General features: G+C 62.8%; 23 protein-coding genes and 1 tRNA gene. 11 read left to right on the forward strand and 13 right to left on the reverse strand.

The window, feature by feature from the left end:
• Positions 1 to 10: 10 nt before the first annotated feature.
• From nboR to M1E05_RS04770, 4 genes are all read right to left on the reverse strand, one after another.
• Positions 11 to 646: a nicotine blue oxidoreductase gene (nboR, locus tag M1E05_RS04755; RefSeq protein WP_461165187.1), complete on the reverse strand. Its 636-nt coding sequence runs from the start codon at positions 644 to 646 to the stop codon at positions 11 to 13.
• 159 nt (positions 647 to 805) lie between these two features.
• On the reverse strand, positions 806 to 1,198 hold the full coding sequence (locus M1E05_RS04760; protein WP_461164613.1) for a sterol carrier family protein: 393 nt from the start codon (positions 1,196 to 1,198) through the stop codon (positions 806 to 808).
• 80 nt (positions 1,199 to 1,278) lie between these two features.
• Complete coding sequence (locus tag M1E05_RS04765; RefSeq protein ID WP_461164614.1) at positions 1,279 to 2,295, reverse strand: asparaginase; 1,017 nt, start codon at positions 2,293 to 2,295, stop codon at positions 1,279 to 1,281.
• 36 nt (positions 2,296 to 2,331) lie between these two features.
• The gene (locus M1E05_RS04770) at positions 2,332 to 3,909 is read right to left on the reverse strand and encodes a molybdopterin-dependent oxidoreductase (protein WP_461164615.1); all 1,578 of its coding nucleotides are present in this window, start codon (positions 3,907 to 3,909) and stop codon (positions 2,332 to 2,334) included.
• 480 nt (positions 3,910 to 4,389) lie between these two features.
• Here M1E05_RS04770 and purD point away from each other — a divergent pair, with 480 nt between their 5' ends.
• Both purD and M1E05_RS04780 read left to right on the forward strand, forming a co-directional pair.
• Positions 4,390 to 5,700, forward strand: a complete 1,311-nt coding sequence (gene purD, locus M1E05_RS04775) for a phosphoribosylamine--glycine ligase (protein WP_458111912.1) — start codon at positions 4,390 to 4,392, stop codon at positions 5,698 to 5,700.
• 2 nt (positions 5,701 to 5,702) lie between these two features.
• Positions 5,703 to 6,653, forward strand: a complete 951-nt coding sequence (locus M1E05_RS04780; protein WP_458111911.1) for a phosphoribosylaminoimidazolesuccinocarboxamide synthase — start codon at positions 5,703 to 5,705, stop codon at positions 6,651 to 6,653.
• A 36-nt stretch (positions 6,654 to 6,689) separates the two neighbouring features.
• On the opposite strand, the gene M1E05_RS04785 is transcribed toward M1E05_RS04780, so the two are convergent.
• The gene (locus M1E05_RS04785) at positions 6,690 to 7,970 is read right to left on the reverse strand and encodes a helix-turn-helix domain-containing protein (protein WP_458111910.1); all 1,281 of its coding nucleotides are present in this window, start codon (positions 7,968 to 7,970) and stop codon (positions 6,690 to 6,692) included.
• A 129-nt stretch (positions 7,971 to 8,099) separates the two neighbouring features.
• Here M1E05_RS04785 and M1E05_RS04790 point away from each other — a divergent pair, with 129 nt between their 5' ends.
• Complete coding sequence (locus M1E05_RS04790) at positions 8,100 to 8,300, forward strand: hypothetical protein (protein WP_458111909.1); 201 nt, start codon at positions 8,100 to 8,102, stop codon at positions 8,298 to 8,300.
• A 169-nt stretch (positions 8,301 to 8,469) separates the two neighbouring features.
• On the opposite strand, the gene M1E05_RS04795 is transcribed toward M1E05_RS04790, so the two are convergent.
• The 5 genes from M1E05_RS04795 to M1E05_RS04815 all read right to left on the reverse strand — a co-directional run bounded on the left by M1E05_RS04795 (position 8,470) and on the right by M1E05_RS04815 (position 15,641).
• Positions 8,470 to 8,546: transfer RNA gene (locus tag M1E05_RS04795), tRNA-Pro, on the reverse strand.
• A 90-nt stretch (positions 8,547 to 8,636) separates the two neighbouring features.
• Entirely contained in the window at positions 8,637 to 10,469 is a 1,833-nt protein-coding gene (locus tag M1E05_RS04800) for an ABC transporter ATP-binding protein (protein WP_461164616.1), read from the reverse strand.
• The gene (locus M1E05_RS04805) at positions 10,466 to 12,274 is read right to left on the reverse strand and encodes an ABC transporter ATP-binding protein (protein ID WP_461164617.1); all 1,809 of its coding nucleotides are present in this window, start codon (positions 12,272 to 12,274) and stop codon (positions 10,466 to 10,468) included. Before M1E05_RS04805 ends, M1E05_RS04800 begins: the two co-directional genes overlap by 4 nt.
• Before the next feature lie 144 nt (positions 12,275 to 12,418).
• The gene (locus M1E05_RS04810) at positions 12,419 to 13,366 is read right to left on the reverse strand and encodes a metallophosphoesterase (protein WP_461164618.1); all 948 of its coding nucleotides are present in this window, start codon (positions 13,364 to 13,366) and stop codon (positions 12,419 to 12,421) included.
• A gap of 7 nt (positions 13,367 to 13,373) precedes the next feature.
• Positions 13,374 to 15,641 (reverse strand): transglycosylase domain-containing protein, encoded by a 2,268-nt coding sequence (locus M1E05_RS04815; protein WP_458111905.1) that lies wholly within the window; start codon positions 15,639 to 15,641, stop codon positions 13,374 to 13,376.
• Between the two features lie 37 nt (positions 15,642 to 15,678).
• Between M1E05_RS04815 and M1E05_RS04820 the strand changes: the two genes are divergently transcribed.
• Genes M1E05_RS04820 through M1E05_RS04830 form a run of 3 tightly spaced genes read left to right on the forward strand, consistent with a single transcriptional unit; the run spans position 15,679 to position 17,296 of the window.
• The gene (locus M1E05_RS04820; RefSeq protein ID WP_144671455.1) at positions 15,679 to 15,834 is read left to right on the forward strand and encodes a DUF4177 domain-containing protein; all 156 of its coding nucleotides are present in this window, start codon (positions 15,679 to 15,681) and stop codon (positions 15,832 to 15,834) included.
• Position 15,835: 1 nt separating this feature from the next.
• Positions 15,836 to 16,369, forward strand: coding sequence for a RidA family protein (locus M1E05_RS04825; protein ID WP_458111904.1), 534 nt, complete (start codon positions 15,836 to 15,838; stop codon positions 16,367 to 16,369).
• Between the two features lie 15 nt (positions 16,370 to 16,384).
• A complete protein-coding gene (locus tag M1E05_RS04830; RefSeq protein ID WP_458111903.1) occupies positions 16,385 to 17,296 on the forward strand; it encodes an NUDIX hydrolase in 912 nt (303 codons plus the stop codon).
• 159 nt (positions 17,297 to 17,455) lie between these two features.
• Here M1E05_RS04830 and M1E05_RS04835 read toward each other — a convergent pair whose 3' ends face one another.
• Entirely contained in the window at positions 17,456 to 18,133 is a 678-nt protein-coding gene (locus M1E05_RS04835; RefSeq protein ID WP_011693220.1) for a Crp/Fnr family transcriptional regulator, read from the reverse strand.
• A 237-nt stretch (positions 18,134 to 18,370) separates the two neighbouring features.
• On the opposite strand from M1E05_RS04835, the gene M1E05_RS04840 reads away from it, so the two are divergent.
• Positions 18,371 to 19,555 carry a MarP family serine protease gene (locus M1E05_RS04840; protein ID WP_461164619.1) on the forward strand — a complete coding sequence of 395 codons (1,185 nt, stop codon included), beginning with the start codon at positions 18,371 to 18,373 and terminating at the stop codon, positions 19,553 to 19,555.
• Between the two features lie 15 nt (positions 19,556 to 19,570).
• Here the strand turns inward: M1E05_RS04840 and M1E05_RS04845 are convergent, their stop codons facing one another.
• Both M1E05_RS04845 and aroQ read right to left on the reverse strand, forming a co-directional pair.
• The gene (locus M1E05_RS04845; RefSeq protein ID WP_461164620.1) at positions 19,571 to 20,596 is read right to left on the reverse strand and encodes a DUF2332 domain-containing protein; all 1,026 of its coding nucleotides are present in this window, start codon (positions 20,594 to 20,596) and stop codon (positions 19,571 to 19,573) included.
• Positions 20,597 to 20,599: 3 nt separating this feature from the next.
• Complete coding sequence (gene aroQ, locus M1E05_RS04850) at positions 20,600 to 21,076, reverse strand: type II 3-dehydroquinate dehydratase (RefSeq protein ID WP_458111900.1); 477 nt, start codon at positions 21,074 to 21,076, stop codon at positions 20,600 to 20,602.
• A gap of 110 nt (positions 21,077 to 21,186) precedes the next feature.
• On the opposite strand from aroQ, the gene M1E05_RS04855 reads away from it, so the two are divergent.
• From M1E05_RS04855 to M1E05_RS04870, 4 genes are read left to right on the forward strand one after another with little or no spacing between them, the layout of a single operon-like run.
• Positions 21,187 to 21,552: a hypothetical protein gene (locus M1E05_RS04855; protein WP_461164621.1), complete on the forward strand. Its 366-nt coding sequence runs from the start codon at positions 21,187 to 21,189 to the stop codon at positions 21,550 to 21,552.
• Positions 21,553 to 21,605: 53 nt separating this feature from the next.
• Positions 21,606 to 23,267 (forward strand): sensor histidine kinase, encoded by a 1,662-nt coding sequence (locus M1E05_RS04860; RefSeq protein ID WP_461164622.1) that lies wholly within the window; start codon positions 21,606 to 21,608, stop codon positions 23,265 to 23,267.
• Positions 23,264 to 23,923, forward strand: a complete 660-nt coding sequence (locus M1E05_RS04865; RefSeq protein ID WP_458111897.1) for a response regulator transcription factor — start codon at positions 23,264 to 23,266, stop codon at positions 23,921 to 23,923. The genes M1E05_RS04860 and M1E05_RS04865 overlap by 4 nt, the downstream gene beginning before the upstream one ends.
• Entirely contained in the window at positions 23,920 to 25,443 is a 1,524-nt protein-coding gene (locus M1E05_RS04870) for an SLC13 family permease (RefSeq protein WP_458111896.1), read from the forward strand. The genes M1E05_RS04865 and M1E05_RS04870 overlap by 4 nt, the downstream gene beginning before the upstream one ends.

The following is a 25,443-nucleotide window of genomic DNA, read 5'->3' on the forward strand; positions in this document are numbered from 1 at the left end:
AGCCGGTAGCTCAGCCGTCCGATTGCAGCAGGTGCAACTGGTCCGGGGTGTCGAGGTCCTGGCCCCCGGACTGGTCGCTGCAATCCACGAGGTCGATCAGCCCTGGGTTGGCCTTGAGGAACAGCCGGGCTCCCCCTTCACTGCTTGCGGATCCTGCCGCTGCCTCCCTGAGTGAGGCGTCCAGCAGCAAGGGATGCCCGCGGGTGAGTTCCCCGCCCGCATTCCTGTACCCCGCGGCAGTGACACGACCGGGACGGTGGCGCGAGATCAGCCTCGCCACCGATTCGGAGGTGAGTCCCGGCTGGTCCACGAGTGCTATCAGCACATGATCCGAAGGTTGGGCGGATTGCACGCCAAGCCGGAATGAGCTGCCCATTCCCGACTCCCACTCCGAGTTGATCACCACCTTGTGCCGCTCCAGATCCACCTTGGTCAGGACCCTGGCTGCGTCGGCCCCCAGGATCACCACCACTTCGCGGCACCCACCCTGGCGGAGCAGGTCCGCCAAGATCTCCACCAGGGTGCGGCCGCCGAAAGGGAGCAGAGCCTTGGGCCCCATTCCCAAACGAGAGCCCGAGCCTGCCGCGAGCAGCACACCAGTGGTGGGCCGGGTATCCGTCCCGCCCGTCGCCCAGGGGTCCGCCATGCCGGGCTCCTGTCCATTCCGGGTGCTCATAGGACCACCATAAGCGCCTGATGGTTGGCGTTGCTGTGGGGCGCCGCGACGATGTACACCCCTTCCTGGACCCACGGACTCGAAGTACGAAGCTGCAGAACATCGTGCCGCACCGATAACAGGTGATCCTCAGAGCGGTAGCAGCGCTGACAGGTCCGCCCGCAGCCCCGACGCCGACACCCGGCCGGCGTCTACCGCCTCCGCCCAGCTCAACTGTCCGGTAACCATGGCCAGCCAGGTGGCGGCGTCGCACTCGATCACGTTGGGGGGAGTGCCGCGTGTGTGGCGGGGGCCCTCCACACACTGAGTGACGCCGAAGGGCGGAACCCGAACTTCCACCGAATTTCCCGGAGCGCGGGCGGTGACCTCCTCAAGCGAGTACCTCACCGCCGTCGCTGTTACTGTCCTGGGGACTGCTGCAGGGGAATTTTTAGGGTCCGACGACGCCGCGCTGGCTTCCAGCCAGGCGGCAAGCGCCGCGCGGCCCTCGTCCAGCGGAATTCGTCGCCGGGATACGGCCATTTCTGGGCTCCTGCAGGTCAAAAGCTGGTTTACAAAGGGCGGTTCAACGTTACGTCAGATTCGTGCAATGAGCCTGAATCTCACTCAAGAAGCGCTGAAACAGCGTGGCCAAGCCGGATCTTGCCCACGGGACGGCCGCCGCCCATCACTGGTTCCACCACCTTTTCCAGGACACTGGAAACTCCTGGAATGTCCACGGCGCCGGCGGCCGCCAGGACAGTGAGGCCCACCAGGGTGGTTGCGCGGAGGTTCCCGTCGAGCATTTTGATGGCAACGGAAACGCCCTGTGTTGTGGCCATCACCAGGACGCCCTCTGCACCAACCTTGGCAATGATTTCCAGTTCATCCATCACGATGGTGTTGGCTTCGCCCCGCCCCTGGACTGCCCAGGGATAGTCCAGCATGGAGGTGGCAACCGTGGCCGCCCGGGCGTTGGAGCTCTTGTCCCCGGGCGCCTTGGCGAGCATCGAAAAGGCGCGCGCCAGGCCTGTCAGTGAAATGGCTGCAACAGGCGCTCCGCAGCCATCAATGCCTAGGTGCGCAATGCGTTCCCCGGAGTATTCCTCGATGACGGACCGGATGCGCTGCTGCAAGGGATGGTTGGGCTCGAGGTAGCTGTGGATGTCCCAGCCGTTCTCCGTGCAAGCCCACAGGAAAGAGGCATGCTTTCCGGAACAGTTATGGGCCAGCCTTGAGATGCCTTGGTCTGAACGGACCAGCCAGTTCCGTGCAGTTTCATCCTGCGGCCAAGCGCCCGGGCACTGGAGGTTCTCCTCTTTGAGGCCCGCTGCCTTGAGCATGCCTTCCACAACATCCATATGGTCCAGCGACCCTGTGTGGCTTCCGCAGGCAAGGGCCACCTGCGCGCCGCGCAACGGCACGCCGGACTGCATGACTGCAAGCGCCTGCAGCGGTTTAAGCGAGGAGCGCGCATAGATGGGTGTTGTGATGTCCCCCAGCTGTGTGACGACGGTTCCGTCGGCGGCCAACACGACGGCTGAACCGATGTGCCGGGATTCGACGAAACCGCTGCGTTCCACCACTGCCAGTTCGACGGCGGAGTCCACGGAAAAGGTGGCATGCGAATTTTCTGGCATGGCTAAAGTCTAGGGCGCAGGCCTGCGAATACCCGGCTATTCGACCGTGACCATAACCGATTGCCAGCCGGACGCGCCGTCGGGCACCGGGTCCGCCCGCTGGTCCGTCTGCACCTCACCGCTTCCGTCGGTGGCCCGGACCTTGATGTAGTGCGGGCCGGGAGTGGCTTCCCAATCAAAAGACCATTGCCGCCACGTAATCACGGATGCCTCAGTGGAGAGCACGGCCTCGGCCCAATCTTCGTTGTCGATCTGGACTTCGACCTTCGTGATTCCCCTCGTCTGTGCCCACGCCGTGCCGCCGATTGCCACCCGGCCTGCGGGGACCTTGGCAAAGGACCTGGGCACTTCCACCCGCGCCATGGTCTTGATGGGGCCCCGTTCCGACCACCCACGCTGCGTCCAGTAAGCCTTGCTGTCGGCGAAACGGGTGATCTCAAGATCCACCACCCACTTCGTGGCGGACACGAAACCGTACAACCCCGGCACCACCATCCGGACAGGGTAGCCATGCTCCAGCGGCAAGGGCTCTCCGTTCATGGCGATGGCCAGCATGGCGTCGCGGTCATCCTGCAGGACCTCCAAAGGGGTGGACGCGCTGAAACCGTCCTCCGACGTCGAGAGCACCATGTCCGCTCCGGGCTGGGGGCGCGCCATCTTCAGCACATCCCGAAGAGGCACTCCCAGCCACTTGGCGTTTCCGGCCAGGTTGCCGCCCAGGGGATTGGACACACAGGTAAGGGTCACATGGGACTCGATCAATTCGGCGTCGAGCAGGTCCTGGAACGTCAGCCGAACCTCCTGTTCCACGAGGCCATGGACCCGGAGTTCCCAGTCCTCCACATTGATTTCCGGAACGCTGAGGGCCGTATCAATCCGGTAGAAATCGTTGTTGGCCGTGATCCACGGAGTGACTCCCGGAACAGCAGATTGGACGCCCGCTGGAACTGCGGGAGCCGCCGTCGCCGGTTTGGGAAGTTGCAGCGACTGCCTGGCCTGCGCGATGTTGCTCCGGGCGGCACCCAGTAGGCGGCCACCAGCTGTGGCCATGACCGAAGCTGCAGCGGTGATCCCCGTCGCCGCGAAGAAAGCCCGCCGGGTGGAAGGCACGCGCGCGGTCCCCTTCGCGGCAAGGTCGGCAGGCGCTTCCGGCCAGGTTTTCATCCCCCATAGCTGCCTCATCAGGAGTCTCAGCACCACCAGTCCTGCGATCGTGCCAAAAAGGGTCGGGAGGGCGTCGAGGGGTTTCACTCCGGCGCGCGTGACAACGCTGGCCACAATCACCGCGCCCATCAGCAGGACACCGGTCACGCCCAGAACCCACCTGCGGTATGCCACAATGCCCAGGATCCCGGCGAGCACTGTGATGGTGAGGCCCATTCCAACGAACAGGGCAGCCTTGTCGTTGGTGCCGAACGTGGCAATGGCAAAGTCCTTCATCCAGGGCGGGGTGAAGTCGATGAAGGTCGATCCCAAAGCGATAAGCGGTGTGGCGCGGGCTGTGAAGAAGGCACCCGCCAGTTCCGCAACGGAAAGGACGACGGCGGCCGCGGCCATTCCAGCCAGGGCAGCCAGTGCCGCGGGGCTTCCCAAGCGGGATCTGAGGTTCTTCATACCCTTCGTTCGTAGCCGCTCGCCCCGCGGATTGTCCGGCCGTGGCGGTCCCGCCCAGTTACCTAGTCCAAAGCCGCGTGTCCCGGAAGAAACGCCGCGAATTACGGGGGCTTCGCCGAGGTAACTGGGCGGGAAGGGTGGACCTTCAGCCGGGAAGGGGCGGAACGGGCTAGGGAACCTCGATGACGATGCTCGGCAGCCCCTGTTCTGGGCCCTGAACGGCTCCGCCCACGCCGCTAATTGAAGCGACGCGGGAGACGCAGCAGCAGATTTTCTCGGCCGCTTGTTGCCCGCGCGGAACACGAAATTGCCTGGGCGGAGCGGGGACTGGCCCTGATCTCCGAGCTCTACCGCACCCCCTGACCACGTGCTGATACGCACCGGAGCGGTCCCGGGCAGGCGCCCTTGCCCGCCAAAAGCTTGGGTTCCGAAGGTCATGGCTTAGGAGTGCACCGGGTCCACAAAGTACCCTTGGAGACTGTGAAGGTACTCGTCATTGGCCCTGGTGGCCGCGAACACGCCATTGTCCGCTCCCTGCTTGCAGACCCCAACGTCTCCGAAGTCCACGCGGCTCCGGGCAACGCCGGCATCAGCAAGCTGGTTCCAACGCACGCGATCGACGCCAATGATCCTGACGCTGTCGCCGCTCTGGCCACGCGCCTGACTGCCGACCTCGTGGTGGTCGGCCCCGAAGCACCGCTGGCCGCCGGGGTGTCCGACGCCGTACGTGCCGCCGGCATTCCCGTATTCGGCCCCAGCAAGGCCGCCGCACAGCTGGAAGCGTCCAAGGCCTTTGCCAAGCAGGTCATGGCCGAGGCCGGCGTTCCGACAGCCATGGCTTTGGTTGCCGCCAACGCCGAGGAAGCCGAAGCCGCCCTTGATACGTTCGGGGCCCCCTACGTGGTGAAGGACGACGGACTTGCCGCAGGCAAGGGAGTGGTGGTTACTCACGACCGCAACGCCGCGCTCGCCCATGCCCAAAGCTGCTTCGACGCCGGCGGAACCGTAGTTATCGAGGAGTTCCTGGACGGCCCGGAAGTTTCGGTCTTTGTCCTGTGCGACGGCCACAACACTGTGGCGCTTTCCCCGGCGCAGGACTTCAAGCGCATTTTCGACAACGACGAAGGCCCCAACACCGGTGGAATGGGAGCCTACACACCGCTGGATTGGGCACCTGAAGGCCTGGTGCAGGAGGTCATCGACAGGGTGGCACAGCCCACTGTCAACGAGATGGCCGCCCGTGGCACGCCCTTTGTTGGTGTCCTCTTCGTCGGGCTCGCTCTGACTTCCCGCGGCACCCGTGTCATCGAATTCAACGTTCGTTTCGGCGATCCGGAAACCCAGGCTGTACTGGCCCGGCTGAAGACGCCCCTCGGGTCCCTCTTGCTCGCCGCCGCCAAGGGTGAACTGGACAAGGCAGAAGAGCTGCGCTGGGCCAAGGAAACCGCGGTGGCCGTCGTCGTCGCTTCTGAAAACTATCCCGACACCCCGCGCACCGGTGACCGTATCCGTGGGCTCAAGAAGGTCGAAGAGCTCGAAGGCGTGCACGTCATCCATGCAGGGACCGCTCTCGACGACGACGGCAAGGTCATCTCCGCAGGCGGCCGGGTGCTCGCCGTCGTCGCGCTGGGAACCGACCTTGTGGAGGCGCGGGAACGCGCGTACGACGGCGTGGAGCTGGTTCAGCTGGAAGGCTCACAGTTCCGGACGGACATCGGCCGCAAGGCAGCCCGGGGCGAGATTCGCGTAGCCGCTTCAGGGGTCCAGGCAGCCTCCAAGGCAAAGGCATGAGCATGGTGGATTTGAACGCGCCCGGAACACAGGCCGGAGGGCTCCAGACCCAGGCCCCGCAGCTGCCGGGCTGGAAGCACGTGTACTCCGGAAAGGTGCGGGATCTCTACGTACCCCTTGATGAAGCCATCAAGGATCAGCTCCACCAGGACTGCGTTCTGGTGGTGGCCAGCGACCGTATCAGCGCCTTCGATCACGTCCTCAGCAGTGAAATCCCGGACAAGGGACGCATCCTTACGCAGCTGAGTCTCTGGTGGTTTGAGCAGCTTGACGTGGAGCACCACGTCCTCGCGTCCACTGTGGAAGGCGGCGTCCCTGCAGCTGTTGAGGGGCGGGCCATGATTTGCAAAAAACTGGACATGTTCCCGGTGGAGTGCATCGCCCGCGGATATCTCACAGGTTCAGGTTTGGCCGAGTACAAGCAGTCCCGCACCGTGTGCAGCATTCCGCTGCCCGAGGGCCTCGTGGACGGTTCCCGCCTCGAAGCACCGATCTTCACTCCGTCTGCCAAGGCAGAGGTTGGGGAGCACGACGAGAACATCACTTATGAAGCCGTGGTGGACATGGTGGGCGTGGACGTTGCCGAGCGCTTGCGTGAGCTCACGCTGAAAATCTACAGCCGGGCCGAAGAAGTGGCACGCGGACGTGGCATCATCCTCGCCGACACCAAGGTGGAGTTCGGATTCGATGTGGTCACCGGAACCATTACTCTCGGGGACGAGGTGCTGACCCCTGACTCTTCGCGTTTCTGGGATGCCGCCACGTACGAACCCGGAAAGGCGCAGCCCTCCTTTGACAAGCAGTACGTCCGCGACTGGCTGACGTCTCCGGAATCCGGCTGGGACAGGGCTTCGGACACACCGCCACCCGCGCTTCCGGCCGAGGTGGTGGACCGCACGCGCGGCCGCTACGTGGAGGCTTACGAGAAGCTCACAGGCCGGAAGTTCGCCTAAGCCCTGCTCACGGAGGACCGCTCCAGCAGGCAGGTCTCAGCCCGCAGTGTCAGCTGAACCGCCGGACGCCGCAGCAGCGCGGCGTTCGGCGAGTTTGATTTCCAGAATGGCGTCCATGGCCTGCTGCAGGCGGTCCGAAGCTCCGGCCGAGCTGAATTCTTTCCGCGCCTCTTCCAGGTGCTCCAAAGCCTCCGCGGGCTCGCCCGCTACCTTGAGCGACTTCCCCAGCAGGAGGGACACTTCGCCGGCCGTGTGCTTGCCCAGTGCCTTGCGTTCCGCGTGGATCTCGCGGAGCTTGTTGACGGCTGCCACGATATCGCCGGTGAGGTAGAGCCAGCGGGCCCGGATGAACGCAACCTCGAGATGGTCCGTCTTGTTGCCTCCCACAATCGAGAGCGCCAGTTCGGCACGCTCGATAGCGGATAAGGTTTCGGGCTCTACAATGCCGGAGGACAGGCGGACTGCCGCTGAGGCTTTGTTGAACCGTGCCCAAAGTTCAATGTCGTTCGCCGGCGAGAGCAATCTGGCGGCGCGTTCGTGGTGCTTGATCCCTTCCGGGTAGTCGTGGCGCATAAACGCCACGTTTCCGATCACCCAGGCCACCTCGCCGGCAAGTTGGGACATGGAATTTTCGTCCGTTTGCTCGTTCATGAGCTGGCAGTATTTCCAGGCCTCCTCAAGCCTGCCGCTTTCAGCCAGCGCGCCGATCAGCGCGCGCATCGCACCGATGATCAACGTGGATCCCTGAGGCAGTTGCTCACAGAGCCTTACGGCTTCCTGCGCATGCTCGACGGCGATAGTGAGCTGGCCTTGGCCGTGGCACACTGCGGCGAGCATCTGCCGTGCCCTGACGCCCAGGCCTACCGACTCGGAGGCCATGGGATGCTCCAAAAGGTGCTGGATGATTTTCTGGCATTCGGCCAACTGACCCTGTTTCATGAGGCACTCGGCCTGCATGTAAGTCATGTTCCACCAGGCGCTGGTGTTCCGGCCTTCGAGGGCTATTTGTGCGGCGGTCGCAGCGTGGCTCGCGGCAAGCGGATAGTCTCTCAGATCCCAGGCCTGCCGGGCATACAGGCCGGCCAGAACGTACTCGGCGTCGCTGATGGATACCGGCTGGCTCCAGGCTTCGAGGGCTTTGGGAGCCATTTCCAGTCGCCTCGCCAGCTCTTCAATGACGTCGGCCGTAGGCTCACGCCGGCCGGTTTCCAGCAGGGAAATGTAACTGGGGGAGTAGAGGTCCTTCCCGAGTTCGGCTTGAGTCAGCCCCCGTTCGAGACGCTCCGCACGGAGCTTCTCGCCGAATCCGTTCCCCACCGGTTCCTCCTCATTTTGGACAGTCTTAAAGGAAATGCTTGACAGTCTCTGTGGAAAACATTTTACAATGTATGTCAACAAGCCCTGCGCAGACTTTGTAACGAATCCAACTCGTATTGAGGAACATCCATGTTGAAGAAGATTGCTGCTTCCGTTGCCATGGCCGGGGCAGTGGCTTTCGCGTTTGCTGCTCCAGCCGTCGTGTCGGCCGCCCCCGCTGAGTCCTCGATCGTAGCGATCGGCAACTGGCCGGACCCCATGAGCACACCCCAGGCAATCGGGGGCACGTTCGCTCCTATGGGCATCGGCAACTGGCCTGATCCAATGTAAAAAGACGTCAGCCCGAAAGGGACCATCCAGAGCCCCGGGTTCATGCCAAGTGCTGAACCCGGGGCTCGAGACTTTAAGCCGGCTTGAGAATCAGGTCCACTCACGTCGCAGGGAAAACGGCCTGGATACGCGAAAGAGGGCCTTCCGACTGGAAGACCCTCTTACTGTTTGGTCGGGATGACAGGATTTGAACCTGCGACCTCTTCGTCCCGAACGAAGCGCGCTACCAAGCTGCGCTACATCCCGATCCGCTGCAAAAGCAACTTTACAAGAATAGCGGATCGGAGCACCGGATGCGAAATCACCGGACTCCCCGCGCCGCCCCTGGAACCGGACTCAAACCAGCGAGTCCTTCCATGCTCCATGGAGCTGGGCGAAGCGCCCGCCGCCACTGATCAGTTCCTCGGGACTGCCGTCTTCCACCACTCGGCCGTCGTGGATGACCAGGACGCGGTCGGCCGTCTCCACCGTGGAGAGGCGGTGGGCGATGATGAGCGCGGTGCGGCCGGACTCCTTGCCGGCAACCCCTTCCAGAAGGCCGGCCAGGCCCTGCTGCACCAACCGCTCTGAGGGGACGTCGAGCGACGACGTTGCCTCGTCGAGGATCAGGACAGCCGGCTTCGCCAGGAAAGCGCGGGCAAAGCTGATGAGCTGGCGCTGGCCTGACGAGACCCTGCCGCCCCGCTTGTTGACGTCGGTGTCGTATCCCTCGGGCAGTTCCATGATGAACTCGTGGGCGCCAACAGCCTTGGCCGCTTCCTCAATTTCCGCCCGCGAGGCCTCCGGCCGTCCCAACGCGATGTTGTCCGCCACGGAGCCGCTGAAGAGGAAGGCTTCCTGTGTCACCATCACAACGTTCCGGCGAAGATCTGTGGTGCTCAGATCCCGGAGGTCCACTCCGTCCAGAGTGAGCGTTCCGGAGGACACATCGTAAAACCTGGCGATCAGCTTGGCGAAGGTTGATTTTCCTGCACCGGTCTGGCCCACCAGAGCCACCGTCTGCCCGGCGGGGATGTGGAGGTCGAGTCTGGGAATGATGACAGGGCCGTCGCCGTACCGGAATTCCACTCCCTTGAAGGCGATAGTGCCGCGTGCGTCCTTGAGCGGTACAGGGTTCTTGGGTGGACGGACCGTGGGGACTTCCTCCAGGAGACCCGAGACCTTTTCGAGGGCTGCCTGTGCGCTTTGGAAGGAGTTGTAGAACATGGCCATCTGGTCCACCGGCTGGAAGAAGCGCTTGGCGGACAGCATCAAGGCCAGCAGGACGCCCACTTCGAGATCACCGCCCAGAACCCGGAACCCGCCGAAGAGCAGGACGACCGCCACGCAGACGTTGCCGATCAGCACCAGGCCCGGCTGGAAAATGCCATTGAGATTGATGGAGCGCACAGTGACCTTGCGGTAGTTCTCGGAGAGGTCGGTGTACCGCTGGGCGTTCTCCTTTTCCTTGCGGAAGGCCTTGACGGCACGGATCCCGGTCATGGATTCCACAAAATGAACGATCAGCCTTGCCGACACCACCCGGGATTCCCGGAAGACAATCTGGGAGTGCTTCTGGTACCAGCGGGACAGGAAGTACATCGGGACGCCTGCAGCCAGCAGGATCAGGCCGCTTCGCCAGTCGAGGGCGAACACCGTGACGGCTGTGAACACCATGAACAGCATTCCTGAGGCCAGGGAGCTCACGCCGGAATCAAGGAGTTCCCTCAGGGCTTCCAGATCGGAAGTCTGCCGGGCAATGATGCGGCCGGAGGTGTACTTTTCGTGGAACTCGAGGCTGAGACGCTGGGTGTGCCGGAACACCCTCAGCCGCAGGTCAAGGAGCATCGCCTGGCTCAGTTTCGCCGTCGACGTGACATACAGCGCGGTGAGGGCCGCCGTCGTGATCGCAGCCGCCAAATAGGCGACGCCGGTCAGCATCAGGGGGACATTGTCCCCGGCACGTAAGGCCGGTAGTGCATGGTCGATGCCGAAAGCGATCAGGACCGGCCCCGAGACCCTCGCAAGCTGGGACAGGATTACGGTGGCCAGAGTGAGCCAGAACCGGAGCCGGACCGGACGGATGAGGGACCCGAGCAGCGCAAGAGATCGCCTTCGGACAGTCCTGCTGTCGCTTTTGCTGAGGAAGGCGTTGTCCTCGTTGGCTGTACCGAACGTGGTGGTGGTCATCGGGATATCTCCTCGGCCTCGGCGTCGAGTTCCGACAGCTCGGAGTCGAGATCCCGGGGTTCAGCGACCAGGTTCGCAATCACGTACCGGTAATGGTCGTTGGCAGCGAGCAGTTCCGTATGGGTTCCGACGGCGGTGATGCGGCCGTTCTCCAGCAGAGCCACCCGGTCCGCCAGTGCGACAGTGGACGGGCGGTGCGCCACGATCAGCGTCGTTGTATCGGCGAGGACTTCCCGGAGCCTTGCTTCCACGAGCTCTTCGGTGTGGACATCCAGGGCGGACAAGGGGTCATCGAGCACCAGGACTTTGGGCTTGGCCGCGATTGCCCGGGCCAGGGCGATCCGCTGGCGCTGGCCGCCTGACAGGCTGAGCCCTTCCTCTCCGATCAGCGTGTCCACGCCATCCGGAAGGGAGTAGGCGAAGTGGGCCTGGGCGACGTCCAGCGACTCGTGGAGGAGTTCCTCGGTCCGCTCCGAGGCCCCGAGCAGTACGTTGTCCCGGACTGAGCTGGAAAACAGAGTGGTGTCCTCGAAAGCCATGCCTACAATGCGCCGGAGCTCTTCGACGTCGAAATCGCGAAGATCAACGCCGTCGATGGTGATGGAGCCGTCCGTAACGTCATAGAGGCGTGGCACCAGCTGAAGCATGGCACTCTTCCCGCTGCCGGTAATGCCCACCAATGCCAGGGTTTCGCCGGGCCTGACGTCCAGAGTGATGCCGCGAAGGATGGGGTGTTCGGGTGCATCCTCAAACGCGAAGGAAGCGTTGTTGAAAGTCAGCGCGCCCTTTACCTCTTGCGGCTTCCGGGGCGTCTCGGGGGTGGTGATGGTGTTGACCGAATCCATGACTTCGAAATGCCGGTCCACAGCGGTCTTAGCGGTGAGGGCCATGGCAAGGAGCATCCCTGAGAACTCCACGGGCGCCGCGACCACAGCTGCGGTGGCAAAGAATGCCACCAGGGCACCGATGCTCAGCTCGCCGCTTGCCGCCAGCATTACCCCAACCACCAGCCCGGCACCAAGGGCAAGTTCGGGGAGCAGCGTGACCACCATGGTGAAGGTGGCCTGGTGCTTTGCCTTGGCGATTTCCGTCTGCCGCAGCACCTCAGCCTGCTCATTGAAGTTCTCCAGCGCTTCCCGGCTCCTGCCAAAGGCCTTCAGAACGCGGATGCCGTGCACCGACTCCTCCACCGTTGTGGCGAGGTCCCCGGCCTGGTCCTGGCTTTGCCGGGTGACCTTGCTGAAGCTCGTACGGAACCGGAAGCCATAAATCATGATGGGCAGGGCGGCACAGAGGAAGATCAGGGCCAGCTGCCAGCTCATGGTAAACATCACGACGACGCCGATCACCACAGTCAGGGTGGTCACCACCAGCATGATGGCGCCGAAAGCCATCCAGCGGCGGAGGAAGTTCAGGTCCGTCATGGAGCGGGAGAGCAACTGTCCGGAACCCCAGCGGTCGTGGAAGGCAACAGGAAGGTCCTGCAGGTGGTGGTAGAGCGAGATCCGCATCCGGGTTTCCACCGTGGTGGCGGGGTTGATGACAAACTGCCGGCGCAGGGCAACGAGTCCGGCCTCGGCGATACCGAGCACAAGTATGGTCAGCGAGGCCATCAGCACGGACTCCCCGGCTCCGCCCGGCTGGAGCGATTCATTGACCAGCACGCGGAGTACTTGCGGAATGGCCAAAGCCACGACGCTGGCCAAAAGAGCACAAAGAAGCCCCATAAAAAGCCTTGGGAGAATGGGCTTCATATGGGGATAGAGACGGCTGATGGATTGGAAGAATGAGGTCTGCTTGGTCATGCCCGCTTCTTAGCGCTCAACTGCGTATGTGGTGTCCCGTAGCAACTACCTTATTCCATGGCCACAGACGTTTCACGGAATTCCAGGAGAGACTCCGGGCTTAGGCAGTTATTGCAATACGCAATGCTGGCGTCCGAGGGCTTGCTAACCCTTTGCAGTAAGCGTGAGCAGCACGGCTTCCGGGCGGCAGGCGATCCGGACCGGTGCGAAGCGTGAGGTGCCGATGCCTCCCGAAACGTTTACCGGCGTCGTACTTCCGTTGCTGTTCCAGTCGTTGAGGCCTTTTGCCCGCCAGGTGGGGAGGTCGCAGTTGGCCACAAGCGCGCCGTAGCCGGGGATGCAGATTTGCCCGCCGTGGGTATGGCCCGCCAAGAGGAGATCGGCGCCGTCCTCGGTGAAGTGGTCCAGGACGCGCTGGTAGGGGGCATGGATCACGCCCACGCGGAGATGCGGCGTGATGTCCTGGTTCTTGGTGCCGCGGGGCCAGCCGGCGTACCGTTCCAGGCCAAGGTGGGGATCGTCGACCCCGGAGAAATCGAAGCGGAGTCCTTTGAGTACCAGGGACTGGGCGCGGTTGGTCAGGTCCACCCAGCCGCCCATACCGAAGCCTGCACGCAGCCGCGGCCAATCAAGCTCCAACGGTTTCCGCTCCGCTTGGGAGGGCCGGAGGAGATACATGGCCGGGTTTTTCAGCCGCGGGGCGAAATAGTCGTTGGAGCCCGGGACAAAAACCCCGGGGAATTCCATCAGCGGCTGCAGTGCTTCGAGGAGGGGATCGACGCCCTTCACGTGGCTGAGGTTGTCGCCTGTGTTGACCACCAGATCGGGTTTCAAGGCTGCCAAAGACCGCAGCCAATCCGCTTTGAGATTCTGGCCGGGGATGAAGTGGATGTCGCTGAGGTGGAGGATGCGAAAAGGGCCGTAGCCGTTGGGGAGGATCGGCAGCGTTTCTTCGCGCAGCTCAAACTGGTTCTTTTCCCACATCCCGTAACCTGCGGCGGCGAGCCCTGCAGTAACCGCGACAGCGGTTGTGACGGCAAAACCGCGCCCGACGGCGCGGGCGCGGTCTGCCACTGCGGAGAAATTGGCCATCGTCGGGCTATCCGTTCCCGCGGCCCTTGTCGTCCGACCCTGGGGCCGGAGCGGGGGCCTGGGTGGGCGCCTGGGCCGGAGTGGTGCTTTGGATGGACGGACGGGGAGCGGGCCCGCTGACCAGGTTGGACGGCGGTGCCGGGAACGGGTTGGTCCCATAGGCAGGGGCCACCTGAGCCATGTACTGGGAGAACATCGGCCCGGCAATCATGTAACCGTCGATTCCCTGGTAGAACTTGCCGTTGACGGTAACGTTTTGGCCGGGACGCTGCTGGCTGCCCAGCGGATCGCCGAACCAGGCCGCTGTCGCGAGGCCCGTAGTGTGACCCACTACCCAGGTGGAGCCGTTGTTGTTCGACGTACCGGTCTTGGCAGCGATGGGGAAGTTGGTCCGGGTAGAAATTCGCGGTTGAATCAGCGAACCCGAGCCTCGGTTTAGGACCTCCTGCAAGGCGTAGTTCACACCGCGGGCAACCTCCGGTTTGAGGGCGTCACGGCAATTGGTGGATTGAGCAGGGAGTTGGGCGCCGGTCTGGTCGGTAACGGCGGTTATGGCGATCGGTGCGCAGTACTTGCCGTCATTGGCGAAGGTGGCGAAGGCGCTGGCCATCGTCAAGGGTGCCGTCTGTGTTGCACCAAGGAGGTTGCTGATGGTGGTCATAGGGATTTGCGGGTTCGGACGACCATCGGGGCTTGGAAGTCCCTGGTGGATGCCCACAGCATCCACCACCTTCTGGATCCCGCACAGGTCTACTCTTGCCGCAGTTGCGAAGGTCATGGTGTTGATGGAGTTGGCAAGCCCATCCAGGACGGTCATGCTGCGGTAATAGCCCGGCTCGGCGTTCTGCAGATCGGTGCTGTCGGCAACGTTGCTGTCATACCAGCCCGTGGTAGGCGTGGGGCAGGTGTTCCTCCACGGGAAGTTCTGTGGGTATTTGCGGACGGCACCGTTCAGGACCGTGTTCATCGAGTTGCCCTCGTTGAGATATTCAGCAAAGGTAAACGGTTTCATGGTAGAGCCGGGCTGTGCACCACCCAAGCCGTTGAGGTCGTTGCCGTTAGCATCCTGCTTGTCGACGTTGAAGTTGATGTTGGTGTCGAACTTTCCATCGGACGGTAACCACGTGGTGTTCTGAGCCATGTTGATGATCTTGCCCGTGTTGGGTTGCACCGACACCAAGGCCGACCCCCATTTGTCCGGGTTGGCCCCAGCCGTAGTGTCAACCTGTGCCTGCGCAATTGCCTGGGCGTTGGGATCCAGCGTGGTGGTGATGGTCAGCCCGCCGCGGTAGATCTTGTTCCACCGTTCGTCGGGGTCGGCGCCGTAGGCCGGATCATTCAGCAGGAGGTGGAGCACATAGTCACAGAAGTACGGTGCGGTGGCGGCGTAGGCGCAACCCTGGCGGGCAGGAGTGACCTTGGTTTCCACCGGGGTGGCAATGGCGGCGTCATGTTCGGCCTGGTTGATCTTGCCATGGGAGAGCATAAGGTTCAGGACCAGGTCGCGGCGAGTTTTCGCGTTCTCCGGATTGGCGATGGGATCGTAGAACGAAGGGCTGTTCACGACGCCGGCCAGAAGAGCGGCCTGCGGGAGGTTCAAATCCTTCGCGGAGGTGCTGAAGAAGAGCTTCGACGCGGCTTCGATGCCGTACGCATCCCTGTTGAAAAAGACGATGTTGAGGTAACCCTCAAGGATCTGCTCCTTGGTGAATTTTTTCTCCAGGGCGATGGCAAGCTTCATTTCACGGAGTTTGTCCCCAACGCCCTTGTTGACGCCGTTGAGCTTGATGTCCGCTTCCTTGCCTTCGGCGGCGAGGTTGGAGTTCAGGACGTTGTTGACGTACTGCTGGGTGATGGTTGAAGCACCTTGCTTGTTTCCCCGGGCGGTACTGACGAGGGCGCGGAGAATACCGGTGGTGTCCACCCCTCCGTGGTCATAGAACCGGCTGTCCTCAACCGCTATGACCGCTTCTTTGATGTATGGCGACATCTGGTCCAGCGATACGCGGGTACGGTTCTCGTCAAAAAGCGTGGCAATGACACTGCCATCGGCCGCAAGAATTTTGGTGGACTGGCTCGGCGGGTCCACCTGCAATTCGGCCGGAAGAGTGTCAAAGAACTCGATGGATCCGCTGGCTGTGCTGCCCGAAACGGCTGCGGCCGGAACTAGCAAACCTGCCACCAGGACACCACAAATGGCACTCACACCCAGGAATCCGAGGATCTTTCCGAGGGTAGTGGCCGTGTCAAATAAAGGGTTCTTACCAGTCGCCATGTTTTCCACTTTAGCGGGTAGGACTAGTCTTTCTCTCATGACCAAATGGGAGTACGCCACGATTCCGCTCATTATTCACGCCACAAAGCAGATTCTTGACCAGTGGGGAGACGACGGCTGGGAGCTGGTCCAAGTTGTTCCGGGTCCTGAAGGCAACGGTCTGGTTGCCTACCTTAAAAGGGAGAAGCAGTAGCATGACAAGCCCCGCAAACACCGACGCTGCGGCGTCTGACGCACCTGCATCCGCCGTCGAGCAACGACTCGCCGAGCTGGGACTGACCCTGCCCGAGGTGGCTGCCCCGGTGGCTGCCTACGTCCCGGCAGTGATTTCCGGTAACCACGTTTACACATCGGGCCAGCTGCCCTTTATTAAGGGCAAACTCGAAGCTACGGGCAAAGTGTCCACCGGTTCGGAAGGGTATGCCGACGAGCCGACAGTCTCCCCTGAAGACGCCAAGTACTACGCTGCGGTGTGCGCCGTCAACGCGCTGGCCGCCGTCAAGAGCGTCATCGGTGACCTTGACCGCATCACGCGGATCGTCAAAGTTGTCGGCTACGTCTCGTCAGACCCGTCCTTCAGCGGGCAGCCGGGGGTCATCAATGGTGCCTCCGAACTGCTGGGCAAAGTCCTTGGCGACGCCGGGCAACACGCACGCGCCGCCGTCGGCGTTTCAGTCCTTCCCCTTGACTCTCCGGTTGAAGTGGACCTGATTGCCGAGTTCGCCTAAGGCCGGTCGTTCCCTTTGCCTCAGTTAGCCCGTCGCCTGTTTGTGTTGCCCCCGGAACTTGAGGGGGCAGCACGCAGCTGGCTCGAACATGGCGAGCGGACACCACGTGCTCCGCGTCTCGCCTCATCTGTTGTCCTGCTTCGGGATTCACCCACGGGGTTGGAGACCTGGCTGGGCTATCGCCCGGGGTCTTCCCCTCTGGGTGTGCTCGCCTTCCCCGGCGGGTCCCTTGATACCTCCGACGACGACCCCCTCGGCTGGCTTGGACCCTCACCACAGCATTGGGCCGAGCAGATGGGGACGGACGACGTCGGACTCGCCCGCCGCCACATTGTGGGGGCCATCCGCGAACTTTTCGAGGAAACCGGGGTGCTGTTGGCGGGTCCGGACCTTTCCACCACTGTTGAAGCAACGTCGACGCCGGAATGGATGCGGGCCCGTGAATCGGTGGCGAACCAGGAAACGTCGTTCGCGGACGTCCTTGCCAAACGTGGGCTGTCCCTGCGGACGGACCTGCTGAAGCCCCTCGTCAATTGGCTCAGCCCGGATTTTGCCCACCACCGCTTCAACACGCGCTATTTCGCTGCGACTGTCCCGGTCAACCAGCAGCCCACACTCCTGGAAAGCAAGGGCGTCTGGGGCCGCTGGGTATGTGCCAAGCGGATCATCGAAGAGCGTGACACCACCGCCCTCGGCGATGAAGTGGGCCAGGAAAATACCGTAGGTCTCACCCTGGGCCAACTCCTGGTGCCGGGGTCGGAAATCATGCTCGAGAAAATGGCGGCGGCCAATGGCTGCATCGCCTACCTGAGCTACAAGCGCAAACCGCACGTGTACCAGCCGAAGCTCGTGGAAGAGGACGGCAAGCTGATGCTCGAAGTCGAGGCAGCAAAGACCGTAGCCGGCGAGCCTCAACGGGAGCGGTGAATCTTTCGGCTGAGCGGCCCGGAACCTGACATCCTCTGCGTGCTCGCTCGTCCCTCGCTTAGACGCACGCTGACGGATGCCACGCCCCGGTCCGCTCAAGAGAAAGGGCCGGCTCCGTTGTTACGGTGCCGGCCTTCTTCTTTGAGCTGCTGAGTGTATTTAGCGGGAGCGTTGGCGGAGGCGCTGCATGTCCAGGATTACGACGGCGCGCGCCTCCAGGCGCAGCCAGCCGCGCTGCACGAATTCGGCCAGGGCCTTGTTCACGGTCTCGCGGGAAGCGCCAACGAGCTGGGCGAGTTCTTCCTGCGTGAGCTCGTGGGCCACCAGCACGCCGTCGGTTGCCGGACGGCCGAAACGGTCGGCGAGATCCAGGAGCGCCTTGGCCACACGGCCGGGGACATCGGAGAAGACAAGGTCAGAGAGGGAATCGTTGGTGCGGCGAAGCCTGCGGGCAAGGGCCTGCAGCAGCTGGGCCGAAACCTCGGGACGGGTGCGGAGGAGGGCGTTGAGACTCTCGTTCTTCAGGCCCGCCAAGCGTGTTTCCGAGACAGCCGTTGCCGTTGCAGTGCGGGGGCTCGGGTCAAACAATGCCATTTCGCCGAAGAGCTCGCCCGGGCCAAGGATGGCCAGCAGGGACTCGCGGCCGTCGGGGGAGGTGCGTCCGAGCTTTACCTTGCCGGAGACGATGAAGTACAGCTGGTCACCCTGGTCGCCTTCGCGGAAAACGGATGCTCCGCGTGACAGGTCCACCTCGGTGAGTTCGTCCGTCAGCAGACGGAAAGCTTCGTCGTCGAGCGTGGCGAAAAGGGGTGCGCGGCGCAATACCTCGATGTCCATGAAATCTCCTGAGTAAAAGTGTCGGCTGTGGGCGCTTTTGCCATTGTTCCAGAATTTTGGCGGTTCTGTGACGTACTTGGCACGGGAAACGCCCGGAATGGCGCTTAGGAGAGCTCTGCAGCGGGCCGGACGGACGGGTATTGGACTCCGGTAGCAACCCCCGCCGTCACGCCATTGAGGGCAAACTGTCAGACTTCGCCAGTAGAATCGGATCCTAACTGTATGTAAGGAGCCTTGGTGTTCGGCTTGACCGTTTTGGACCTGGCGCTGATTCTGACGCTCTTGTCCTATCTGATCTATGGCCTGCGCAACGGCTTTCTGGTAACCCTCGGCGGCATTGCCGGGTTCGCAGTCGGAGCAGTTGCGGCCTTTGTTTCCATACCGCTCGTCACCGATTTCGTTGAGGACACCGGGTGGAGGCTCACCGCCGTCATTGGCAGCGCAGTCGTCCTGATGGTTATGGGGCATGCGCTGGGGACTGCTATCGGCCGGAGAGTCCGCAGTGCCGTACGAATCAAGCCTTTGCGGGCTGTGGACCGTGGGATAGGCGGCGCAGTCAACGTTGTGGTGGCGGCTCTGGTTATGTCCATGCTCGCCTTCAGCATCAGTGCGCTGGGTGTCCCGTTTGTCTCGCAGCAACTGGCCGAGTCCAAGGTGATCAGGTTCATAGACGGCCTGACACCAACCCCCGTCAAGGCCACCATGGCGCAGCTCCGTTCGACGGTCATCGGCAACGGCATTCCCACCCTGATCGAGGGCTTCGGTCAGGGCCAACCCGTCCAGGTTCCAAATGCCAGCACCGACACTCCGGGACTGAACCGCGCCGCCCAATCCGTTCTGAAAATTGCGGGAACTGCGTACCAATGCGGGCAGAACCAGACGGGCACCGGTTTCGTGGTTTCGCCCGACAGGGTAGTGACGAATGCCCATGTCGTGGCGGGCGTGTCGCAGCCCGTTGTGGAGCTGCCCGACGGCGGAGCGTACCCCGGGCGGGTGGTGTACTTCGATGGCCAGCGTGACCTCGCCGTCCTCGCCGTCGAGGGACTGCCTTCGACGCCCCTGGCCCTGAGCCCCGACCTCCCCAGCGGCAGCCCCGCCGCGTTTGCCGGCTACCCCCACGGCGGCCCTTTCCAGTCCAAGCCAGCTACCGTCCAGGACATTGCCACGGTGTTGGTGCCTGACATCTACGGCAATAATCCAACTCCCGACGACGTTTACCGGCTCGCGGGAGACGTCCAGCCGGGTAATTCAGGAGGTCCGCTCCTGACCGTCGACGGGCTGGTGGCAGGAGTAATCTTCGCCAAGGCAACGTCGGATGCCGCATTGGGCTTCGCCATTCCCATGGATGACCTCAACCCGGTGGCCGCCCAGGCGCCGTCGCTCACCGATGCCGTCTCGCCGGGGCAGTGCATCCAGAAGTAACGCCCTCAGTGTGAGCTAGAGCCACTCGAGGCTTTGGCCGTGAGGACCGGCGATGGCAACCGGCTTACTGTTGTGCGAGATCAGGAAACGACCCTTGAGCCGGGCCTCATCAATGTCCGGCACCACGCTTGATCCGTCCTCCTGCTCGATGACCGTGTTGCCCTCGTTGGACAACCAGTGACTGCCACGAGAGGTGAGGTTTGCCATGGTGGCCTGGAACTGCGCCCGTTCCCTGCTGCTCAGATAGCCCATGACGGCGCTGTGGAAAACCACCAGCGCAGCATCCGCCGGAGCCTGGTCAACAAGGTTCTGCAGTTGCTCGTTCAGATGCCCTGCCAGCAGCAGCGGAGGCTCCAGCTGGGCAACGGCAATTGCCTGGTGCAGGCGCTCACGACGGAACTCCTGCTCGGGCCAGACGAGAGCCTCAAGCCAGGCAACGTCGTCGGGATCGCGGACGTCCAAAGGGTTCAGGTCAATCCCTGCCCGCCACACTACAGGGGGCAGTTGCGGGGGTAGGGGGACCGGCCCCACAGTGGCACACCGCAGGAGCGGGGTGTTTGCAGGGCTGACTCCCACTGCAAGCGGCGAAAGGCGCGTGACCTGCTTCCCGTCGTCGAACTCGTAGCTGTACTTGTCCGGAAACAGCGCCAACCCGGCAGAGGCGCCCACCTCGATCAGGGCAAGGGGCCGGTCCTCCTGGCTTGCGATCAGGCCCAGCGATGGCAGCAGCGTGGCGCAACGCCCCGTCTCATTGGTCTGGGTCGCGCGGGAGAGCACCGTTCGTGTCACCTCGGACCAGTGGGAGTCCAGAAAGTTCCGGAACTGCGGGTAGGGGCCCACCTCCGCGCCGAGGAAGCGCGCAGCGGCAAAAAGCAGCAGTGGCTGACGCTTCGTGTGAGGCAGCTCATCGATGCGCTGGATCAGATCCGGATCCTGCGCGACGCCGAGGGCCCACTCCGCGTAGCAGTCCGAGGAGCCCGGGGCATCAACGGTCCCGAAGGTCCTGTACCAGTCAGCAGTTGCAGAGCCGCGGGAAGCCATTTGTCAGGCGTTTTCCGAACCTAGTGTGGCCAAGTATTCGATCGCGAACCGATAGCCCATGATGCCGGCACCGGCGATCACCGCTTTGCTGACGTCCGAGAGGTAGGAGTGGTGCCTGAACGCCTCGCGCGCATGGACGTTGGTGATGTGAACCTCGACGGTTGGCAGCTGCACGGCGGATATTGCATCCCGGATGGCCACCGACGTGTGCGTGTAAGCTCCTGCATTCAGCACGATCCCCAAGGCCTTGCCCCGGGCAGCATGGATGGCTTCCACCAGCGCGCCCTCGTGGTTGGACTGGAAGCATTCGACGTCGAGGCGGTGGGCGGCAGCGGTGTCTTTTGCGAGCTGTTCTACATCGGCGAGGGTTGCGGTGCCGTACTTCTCCGGCTCGCGCGTGCCAAGAAGGTTCAGGTTCGGTCCATTGAGGACGAGGATAATTCCGCGGCTGTGTTCCATGGCCGGCTGGGCGTCGTTCATGTCCCCAACTCTAGGGGATGTTGGTTCCCGGTTCCGGTGCTGGCGGCGTGATGAAGAATTTTTCATAGACGTTTCATGGGAGCTTCATGAGTGGCTGACACGATGAGTACATGGAAATGATGCGACGGGCTCTGATGATGGCAGCGGTACTGGTTGCCCCGGTGCTGCTTGCCTTGGGGGGAAGCCTGTTGGCGGCGCCCGCCGGTCCTCCCGATGTGGATGCCAAACCTGTGAAACTCGGTTCGGTCACCGGGGCGCCTCCGGTGCCGGCTTTGGAACCGGAACAAGGGCCAAGCCCCGCCCCTTCGCCTGCGCCACCCATTACTCCTGCGCCGACACCAGCTCCACCGGTGACTCCGACGCCAGGTCTTCCTGCACCCGCTCCCGCCCCTGAGCCGCCAGCAGCGCCCGGGCCGGCACCGGTGGTGCCGCCGGTTGTCATTGATGACGACGATGTTGAAGACGGAGACGACTAATGGCGGTGCGGGGGGCCGTGGATCGATCTGAGAAGGCTAACCAAAGAGTTGCAGTGCCAGAAGCTGCCGGTCTCGGTGAAGCGCCCAAGCCAGCTGAACCGTCATCGTCCGTTGATGAGACTGGCACTGGCACCGGAATCGGCACCGGCGCCGGTACCGAAACCGGAGCGGCTACCCGGAACGGCAGCGGCGCCGGGACGAGGCTCGGCTCGAGGGTGCCTGCCCGTTGGCGTATTGCGGGATGGATTCTCTTCACTACCGCTCTGACATTGTTGGCGGTGCTGCTTACCGTGCGCTCGCTGATGGTGAACCATGCACGGACCGAGGCACATGAAGCGATTGCGCAGGAGCTCAGCGAATTCCGGGCGTTCTCGGCGGAAGGCGTCGATCCAACCACAGCCAAGCCGTTCACCAGTATCGAGAAGATGCTGGAGCGCTATCTGAGCAGGCAGTCGGCGGCGCAGGACGAGGTAATCCTTGGCAGCGTGGACCGGCGTGTCCTCTATACGCCCACCGGGGCGCTCCACTCCTCGTCGATCAGTCATCGGCTACCGGATGACAGGGCCCTCATCGACTCCATCCGAACGGGGACTGCTTCTTCCGGAATCGCCCAGACCACCGGGGGCGAGCTCCATTGGGCCAGATTGCCCGTGGTCTCGGGCCCGGAAACAGGCTACCTAATTGTTGGCTATTACATGGCTCCACGTCTGGCCGGGGTGGCCGGAACCACCCTCATCATCTTCTTCGTGTCCCTTGGTGGTTTGGCCGTAACTGCAGGAATGGCATGGCTGGTGGCCGGGCAGATCCTGCGTCCGGTTCGCGAAGTCCGGCGGGTGGCGGCTGACATTTCCGAGAGTGACCTCACGGCCCGCGTCCCCGTGCAGGGAAATGACGACATCTCAGCCCTGGCCGTCACGTTCAACACAATGCTTGATCGTCTCGAGGTGGCATACAGGACCCAACGAGCGTTCGTGGATGATGCATCGCACGAATTGCGGACTCCAATAACGGTCATCAGGGGCCACCTGGAGCTCATGGAAGACAACCCGAATGACCGGCAAAGGACCTTGGCGCTCGTAGACGACGAGCTGGCAAGGATGGGGCGGATCGTGACTGACCTGCTGCTTCTGGCGAAAGTGGACAGGCCAGGCTTTACGAAATTGCAGGATATTGATGCTGCTGCGCTGCTCCTGGATATTGAAGCCAAGGCCCAGACTCTGGGGCATCGGGGATGGCCCATCCTTGAGATCGCAGAGGGCAGCGTAAGGGCGGATCCGCAGCGCATCACGCAGGCCGTACTGCAGTTGGCTACCAATGCCTGCCAATACTCGGATGAGGGATCCACAGTCTCTCTCGGCTCTTCGTTTACCGGAGAGGGAACAGGAAGGACGTTCTCCATCTGGGTCGCGGATCAGGGCATGGGGGTGACTGACCATGAGGCAGCAGCCATTTTTGGACGGTTTCATCGTGGGGAGGCATCACGGGCGTCTGCACGGTCCAGGCCAGGAGCTGGGTTGGGCCTGGCCATCGTGCTCAGTATCGCTGAAGCACACCACGGGACCGCATGGGTGCGCAGCAGTACAGGGGAGGGTGCCACGTTCGGTCTGACAATACCTGCACCTGGGCTGGAACCTGACACCGGGATCCTGGAGGACCAACTAAATCAGGAACCAGGCACGAGCCCCGCTGGTGGCTCACGAAAGGGGCAGGCATGAGCAGGATCCTTGTTGCCGAAGACGATCCTCGGATCGCCGGTTTCATCGAGAAAGGCCTCCGCGCCGCGGCGTACTCGTGCCTTGTGGTGGATGATGGTGCCAGCGCACTTCTGCTCGCCCGGTCAGGGGAGTTCGACATGCTGATCCTCGACATCGGGCTGCCCACCCTGAACGGTTTTGAGGTTCTGGCCCAGCTCCGTGGCGAAGGTTCCAAAACGCCGGTGATCGTGCTCACGGCCAGCGATTCGGTGTCCGACACCGTGTACGGGCTGGAAAGCGGCGCCAATGACTACATGACCAAGCCCTTCCAGTTTGCGGAGCTTCTGGCACGGATCCGGCTCCGGCTCCAGGACGAAGCCCAACCAGGCATGACCATGGCGCTCCAGCACGGGGACCTTGAATTGGACCTCCGCAGCCGCCGCGTACGCTGCGGAGACACGGACACCGATCTGACGGCAAGGGAGTTCTCCTTGCTGGAAGTGTTCCTCCGGCATCCCCGGCAGGTACTCACACGGGAGCAGCTCATCTCCCACGCCTGGAACCTTGATTTTGATCCTGCCTCTAACGTGGTGGACGTCTACGTGCGTGCCCTCCGGGGGAAAATCGGAGCAGACAGGCTGGAAACTGTCCGCGGAGCGGGTTACCGGCTGCGATGAAAACCGTCTATTTCGAATCGGCCGCGCGCTCTTCTGCGGACAGCGCCGTCAGGGAAACGAACAAGTGGCTCCCCTCCGGTGTCCTTACCCCCGCCTCGGCAATTTCGCTTCTCGTTGCCCTTGCGGCGATGGCTGGTCTGACTGCCACCGTGGTGTACGGCCAAGGCCTGAGCGCCCACGCTGCCATCACGTTGTGCATCTTTATCGGCGCCGTCTGGTTCTGGATTTTCACGAAGGTGGAGGACACCTACGTTGCGCTCGGCGCCGCCGTCGCCCTGGTGATCAGCGGAACCTTGCCAACCCAGAGCCTCTTCCACGCGCTCGGCGAAGAATCCGTCTGGCTGTTGATGGCCGCCTTTGTCATTGCCAGCGCTGTAGCCTCAACAGGGCTTGCCGCCCGCGGCGCGGCCTTTGTGATCACGGGGGCCCGTAGCGTGCGGCAATTGGCTCACCTGACTTCCCTGGGGCTGATAGTGACTGCCTTCGCGATTCCGGCGACATCCGGGCGGGCGGCACTGGCCCTTCCCATCTTCCTTGCCCTGCGCGGCTCCCTCCGCGACCGTCCGAACGTGGCCAAAATGCTGTCGATTCTTTTCCCCACGGTAATTCTGCTGTCTGCCGTGAGTTCCTTCCTGGGTGCCGGAGCTCATCTGATTACCAGTCAGGTCCTTGAATCCGCGGGACTCCGCAGCTTCGACTTCGCGTCCTGGCTGCTTTTGGGCCTCCCCCTGGCCATCGTCACATCCGGGCTGGCTACCGAACTGGTACTCCGGCTATTTACCAGCACAAGCGATCACTCACTGGGCCTTCGAGTCAGCATCGGTCAGCTCCAGGAGCAATCTGATGCCAGGCTGCAGGGTCCACTGGATCTGGACGAACACCGATCGCTCTTGCTGCTCGGTGCTGTTGTGGTCCTTTGGTGCACCGAACCTATCCACGGGCTGGAGCCGGCACTCGTTGCTCTGATCGGTGCGCTGGTGGTGTCCTCGCCGTACTATGGCTCGGTCAAACTGGGTGCCGCCCTCAAGAAAGTCCCTTGGTCCATGCTCATCTTCATGGCGGCCACCCTTGCCCTGGGATCCAGCCTTGTCACATCAGGGGCGGCTCATTGGCTGGCTTCATCGCTTCTGGGCCCCGTGGAATTCCTTGGCCCTGCCAAGCCGGTGATTTTTGTTGTTGCCGTTGTTGCAATTTCCACTCTTGCTCATCTGGTGATCCAATCCCGCTCGGCACGATCGGCAGTGCTGATCCCCATTGTTGTGGCATCTGCTGGGGCCATGGGTGTTGACCCTGTGGCCGCGGCCTTTGCATCAACAGCTGCTGCCGGTTTCTGCCACACCCTTACGAGCTCCGCCAAACCCGTCGCTCTTTTTGCCGAAACCGACGGCAAGGCCAACTACGAGCCCCGTGATCTCCTGCGGCTCTCCTTATGGCTGGGTCCGGCCAACGCCGCCGTCGTCCTGCTTTTCAGCTTTTTCGTCTGGCCGCACATGGGCCTTCCGCTCTTTCCGTCCCACTAA

This window comes from Arthrobacter sp. R4-81, assembly GCF_054792365.1.

Coding starts and splice junctions, on each gene's coding strand:
- nboR (WP_461165187.1), bottom strand. CDS start 646: ATGGCGGACCCCTGGGCGACGGGCGGGACGGATACCCGGCCCACCACT.
- M1E05_RS04760 (WP_461164613.1), bottom strand. CDS start 1,198: ATGGCCGTATCCCGGCGACGAATTCCGCTGGACGAGGGCCGCGCGGCG.
- M1E05_RS04765 (WP_461164614.1), bottom strand. CDS start 2,295: ATGCCAGAAAATTCGCATGCCACCTTTTCCGTGGACTCCGCCGTCGAA.
- M1E05_RS04770 (WP_461164615.1), bottom strand. CDS start 3,909: ATGAAGAACCTCAGATCCCGCTTGGGAAGCCCCGCGGCACTGGCTGCC.
- M1E05_RS04780 (WP_458111911.1), top strand. CDS start 5,703: ATGGTGGATTTGAACGCGCCCGGAACACAGGCCGGAGGGCTCCAGACC.
- M1E05_RS04790 (WP_458111909.1), top strand. CDS start 8,100: ATGTTGAAGAAGATTGCTGCTTCCGTTGCCATGGCCGGGGCAGTGGCT.
- M1E05_RS04800 (WP_461164616.1), bottom strand. CDS start 10,469: ATGACCACCACCACGTTCGGTACAGCCAACGAGGACAACGCCTTCCTC.
- M1E05_RS04805 (WP_461164617.1), bottom strand. CDS start 12,274: ATGACCAAGCAGACCTCATTCTTCCAATCCATCAGCCGTCTCTATCCC.
- M1E05_RS04810 (WP_461164618.1), bottom strand. CDS start 13,366: ATGGCCAATTTCTCCGCAGTGGCAGACCGCGCCCGCGCCGTCGGGCGC.
- M1E05_RS04815 (WP_458111905.1), bottom strand. CDS start 15,641: ATGGCGACTGGTAAGAACCCTTTATTTGACACGGCCACTACCCTCGGA.
- M1E05_RS04820 (WP_144671455.1), top strand. CDS start 15,679: ATGACCAAATGGGAGTACGCCACGATTCCGCTCATTATTCACGCCACA.
- M1E05_RS04825 (WP_458111904.1), top strand. CDS start 15,836: ATGACAAGCCCCGCAAACACCGACGCTGCGGCGTCTGACGCACCTGCA.
- M1E05_RS04835 (WP_011693220.1), bottom strand. CDS start 18,133: ATGGACATCGAGGTATTGCGCCGCGCACCCCTTTTCGCCACGCTCGAC.
- M1E05_RS04845 (WP_461164620.1), bottom strand. CDS start 20,596: ATGGCTTCCCGCGGCTCTGCAACTGCTGACTGGTACAGGACCTTCGGG.
- aroQ (WP_458111900.1), bottom strand. CDS start 21,076: ATGAACGACGCCCAGCCGGCCATGGAACACAGCCGCGGAATTATCCTC.
- M1E05_RS04855 (WP_461164621.1), top strand. CDS start 21,187: ATGGAAATGATGCGACGGGCTCTGATGATGGCAGCGGTACTGGTTGCC.
- M1E05_RS04865 (WP_458111897.1), top strand. CDS start 23,264: ATGAGCAGGATCCTTGTTGCCGAAGACGATCCTCGGATCGCCGGTTTC.
- M1E05_RS04870 (WP_458111896.1), top strand. CDS start 23,920: ATGAAAACCGTCTATTTCGAATCGGCCGCGCGCTCTTCTGCGGACAGC.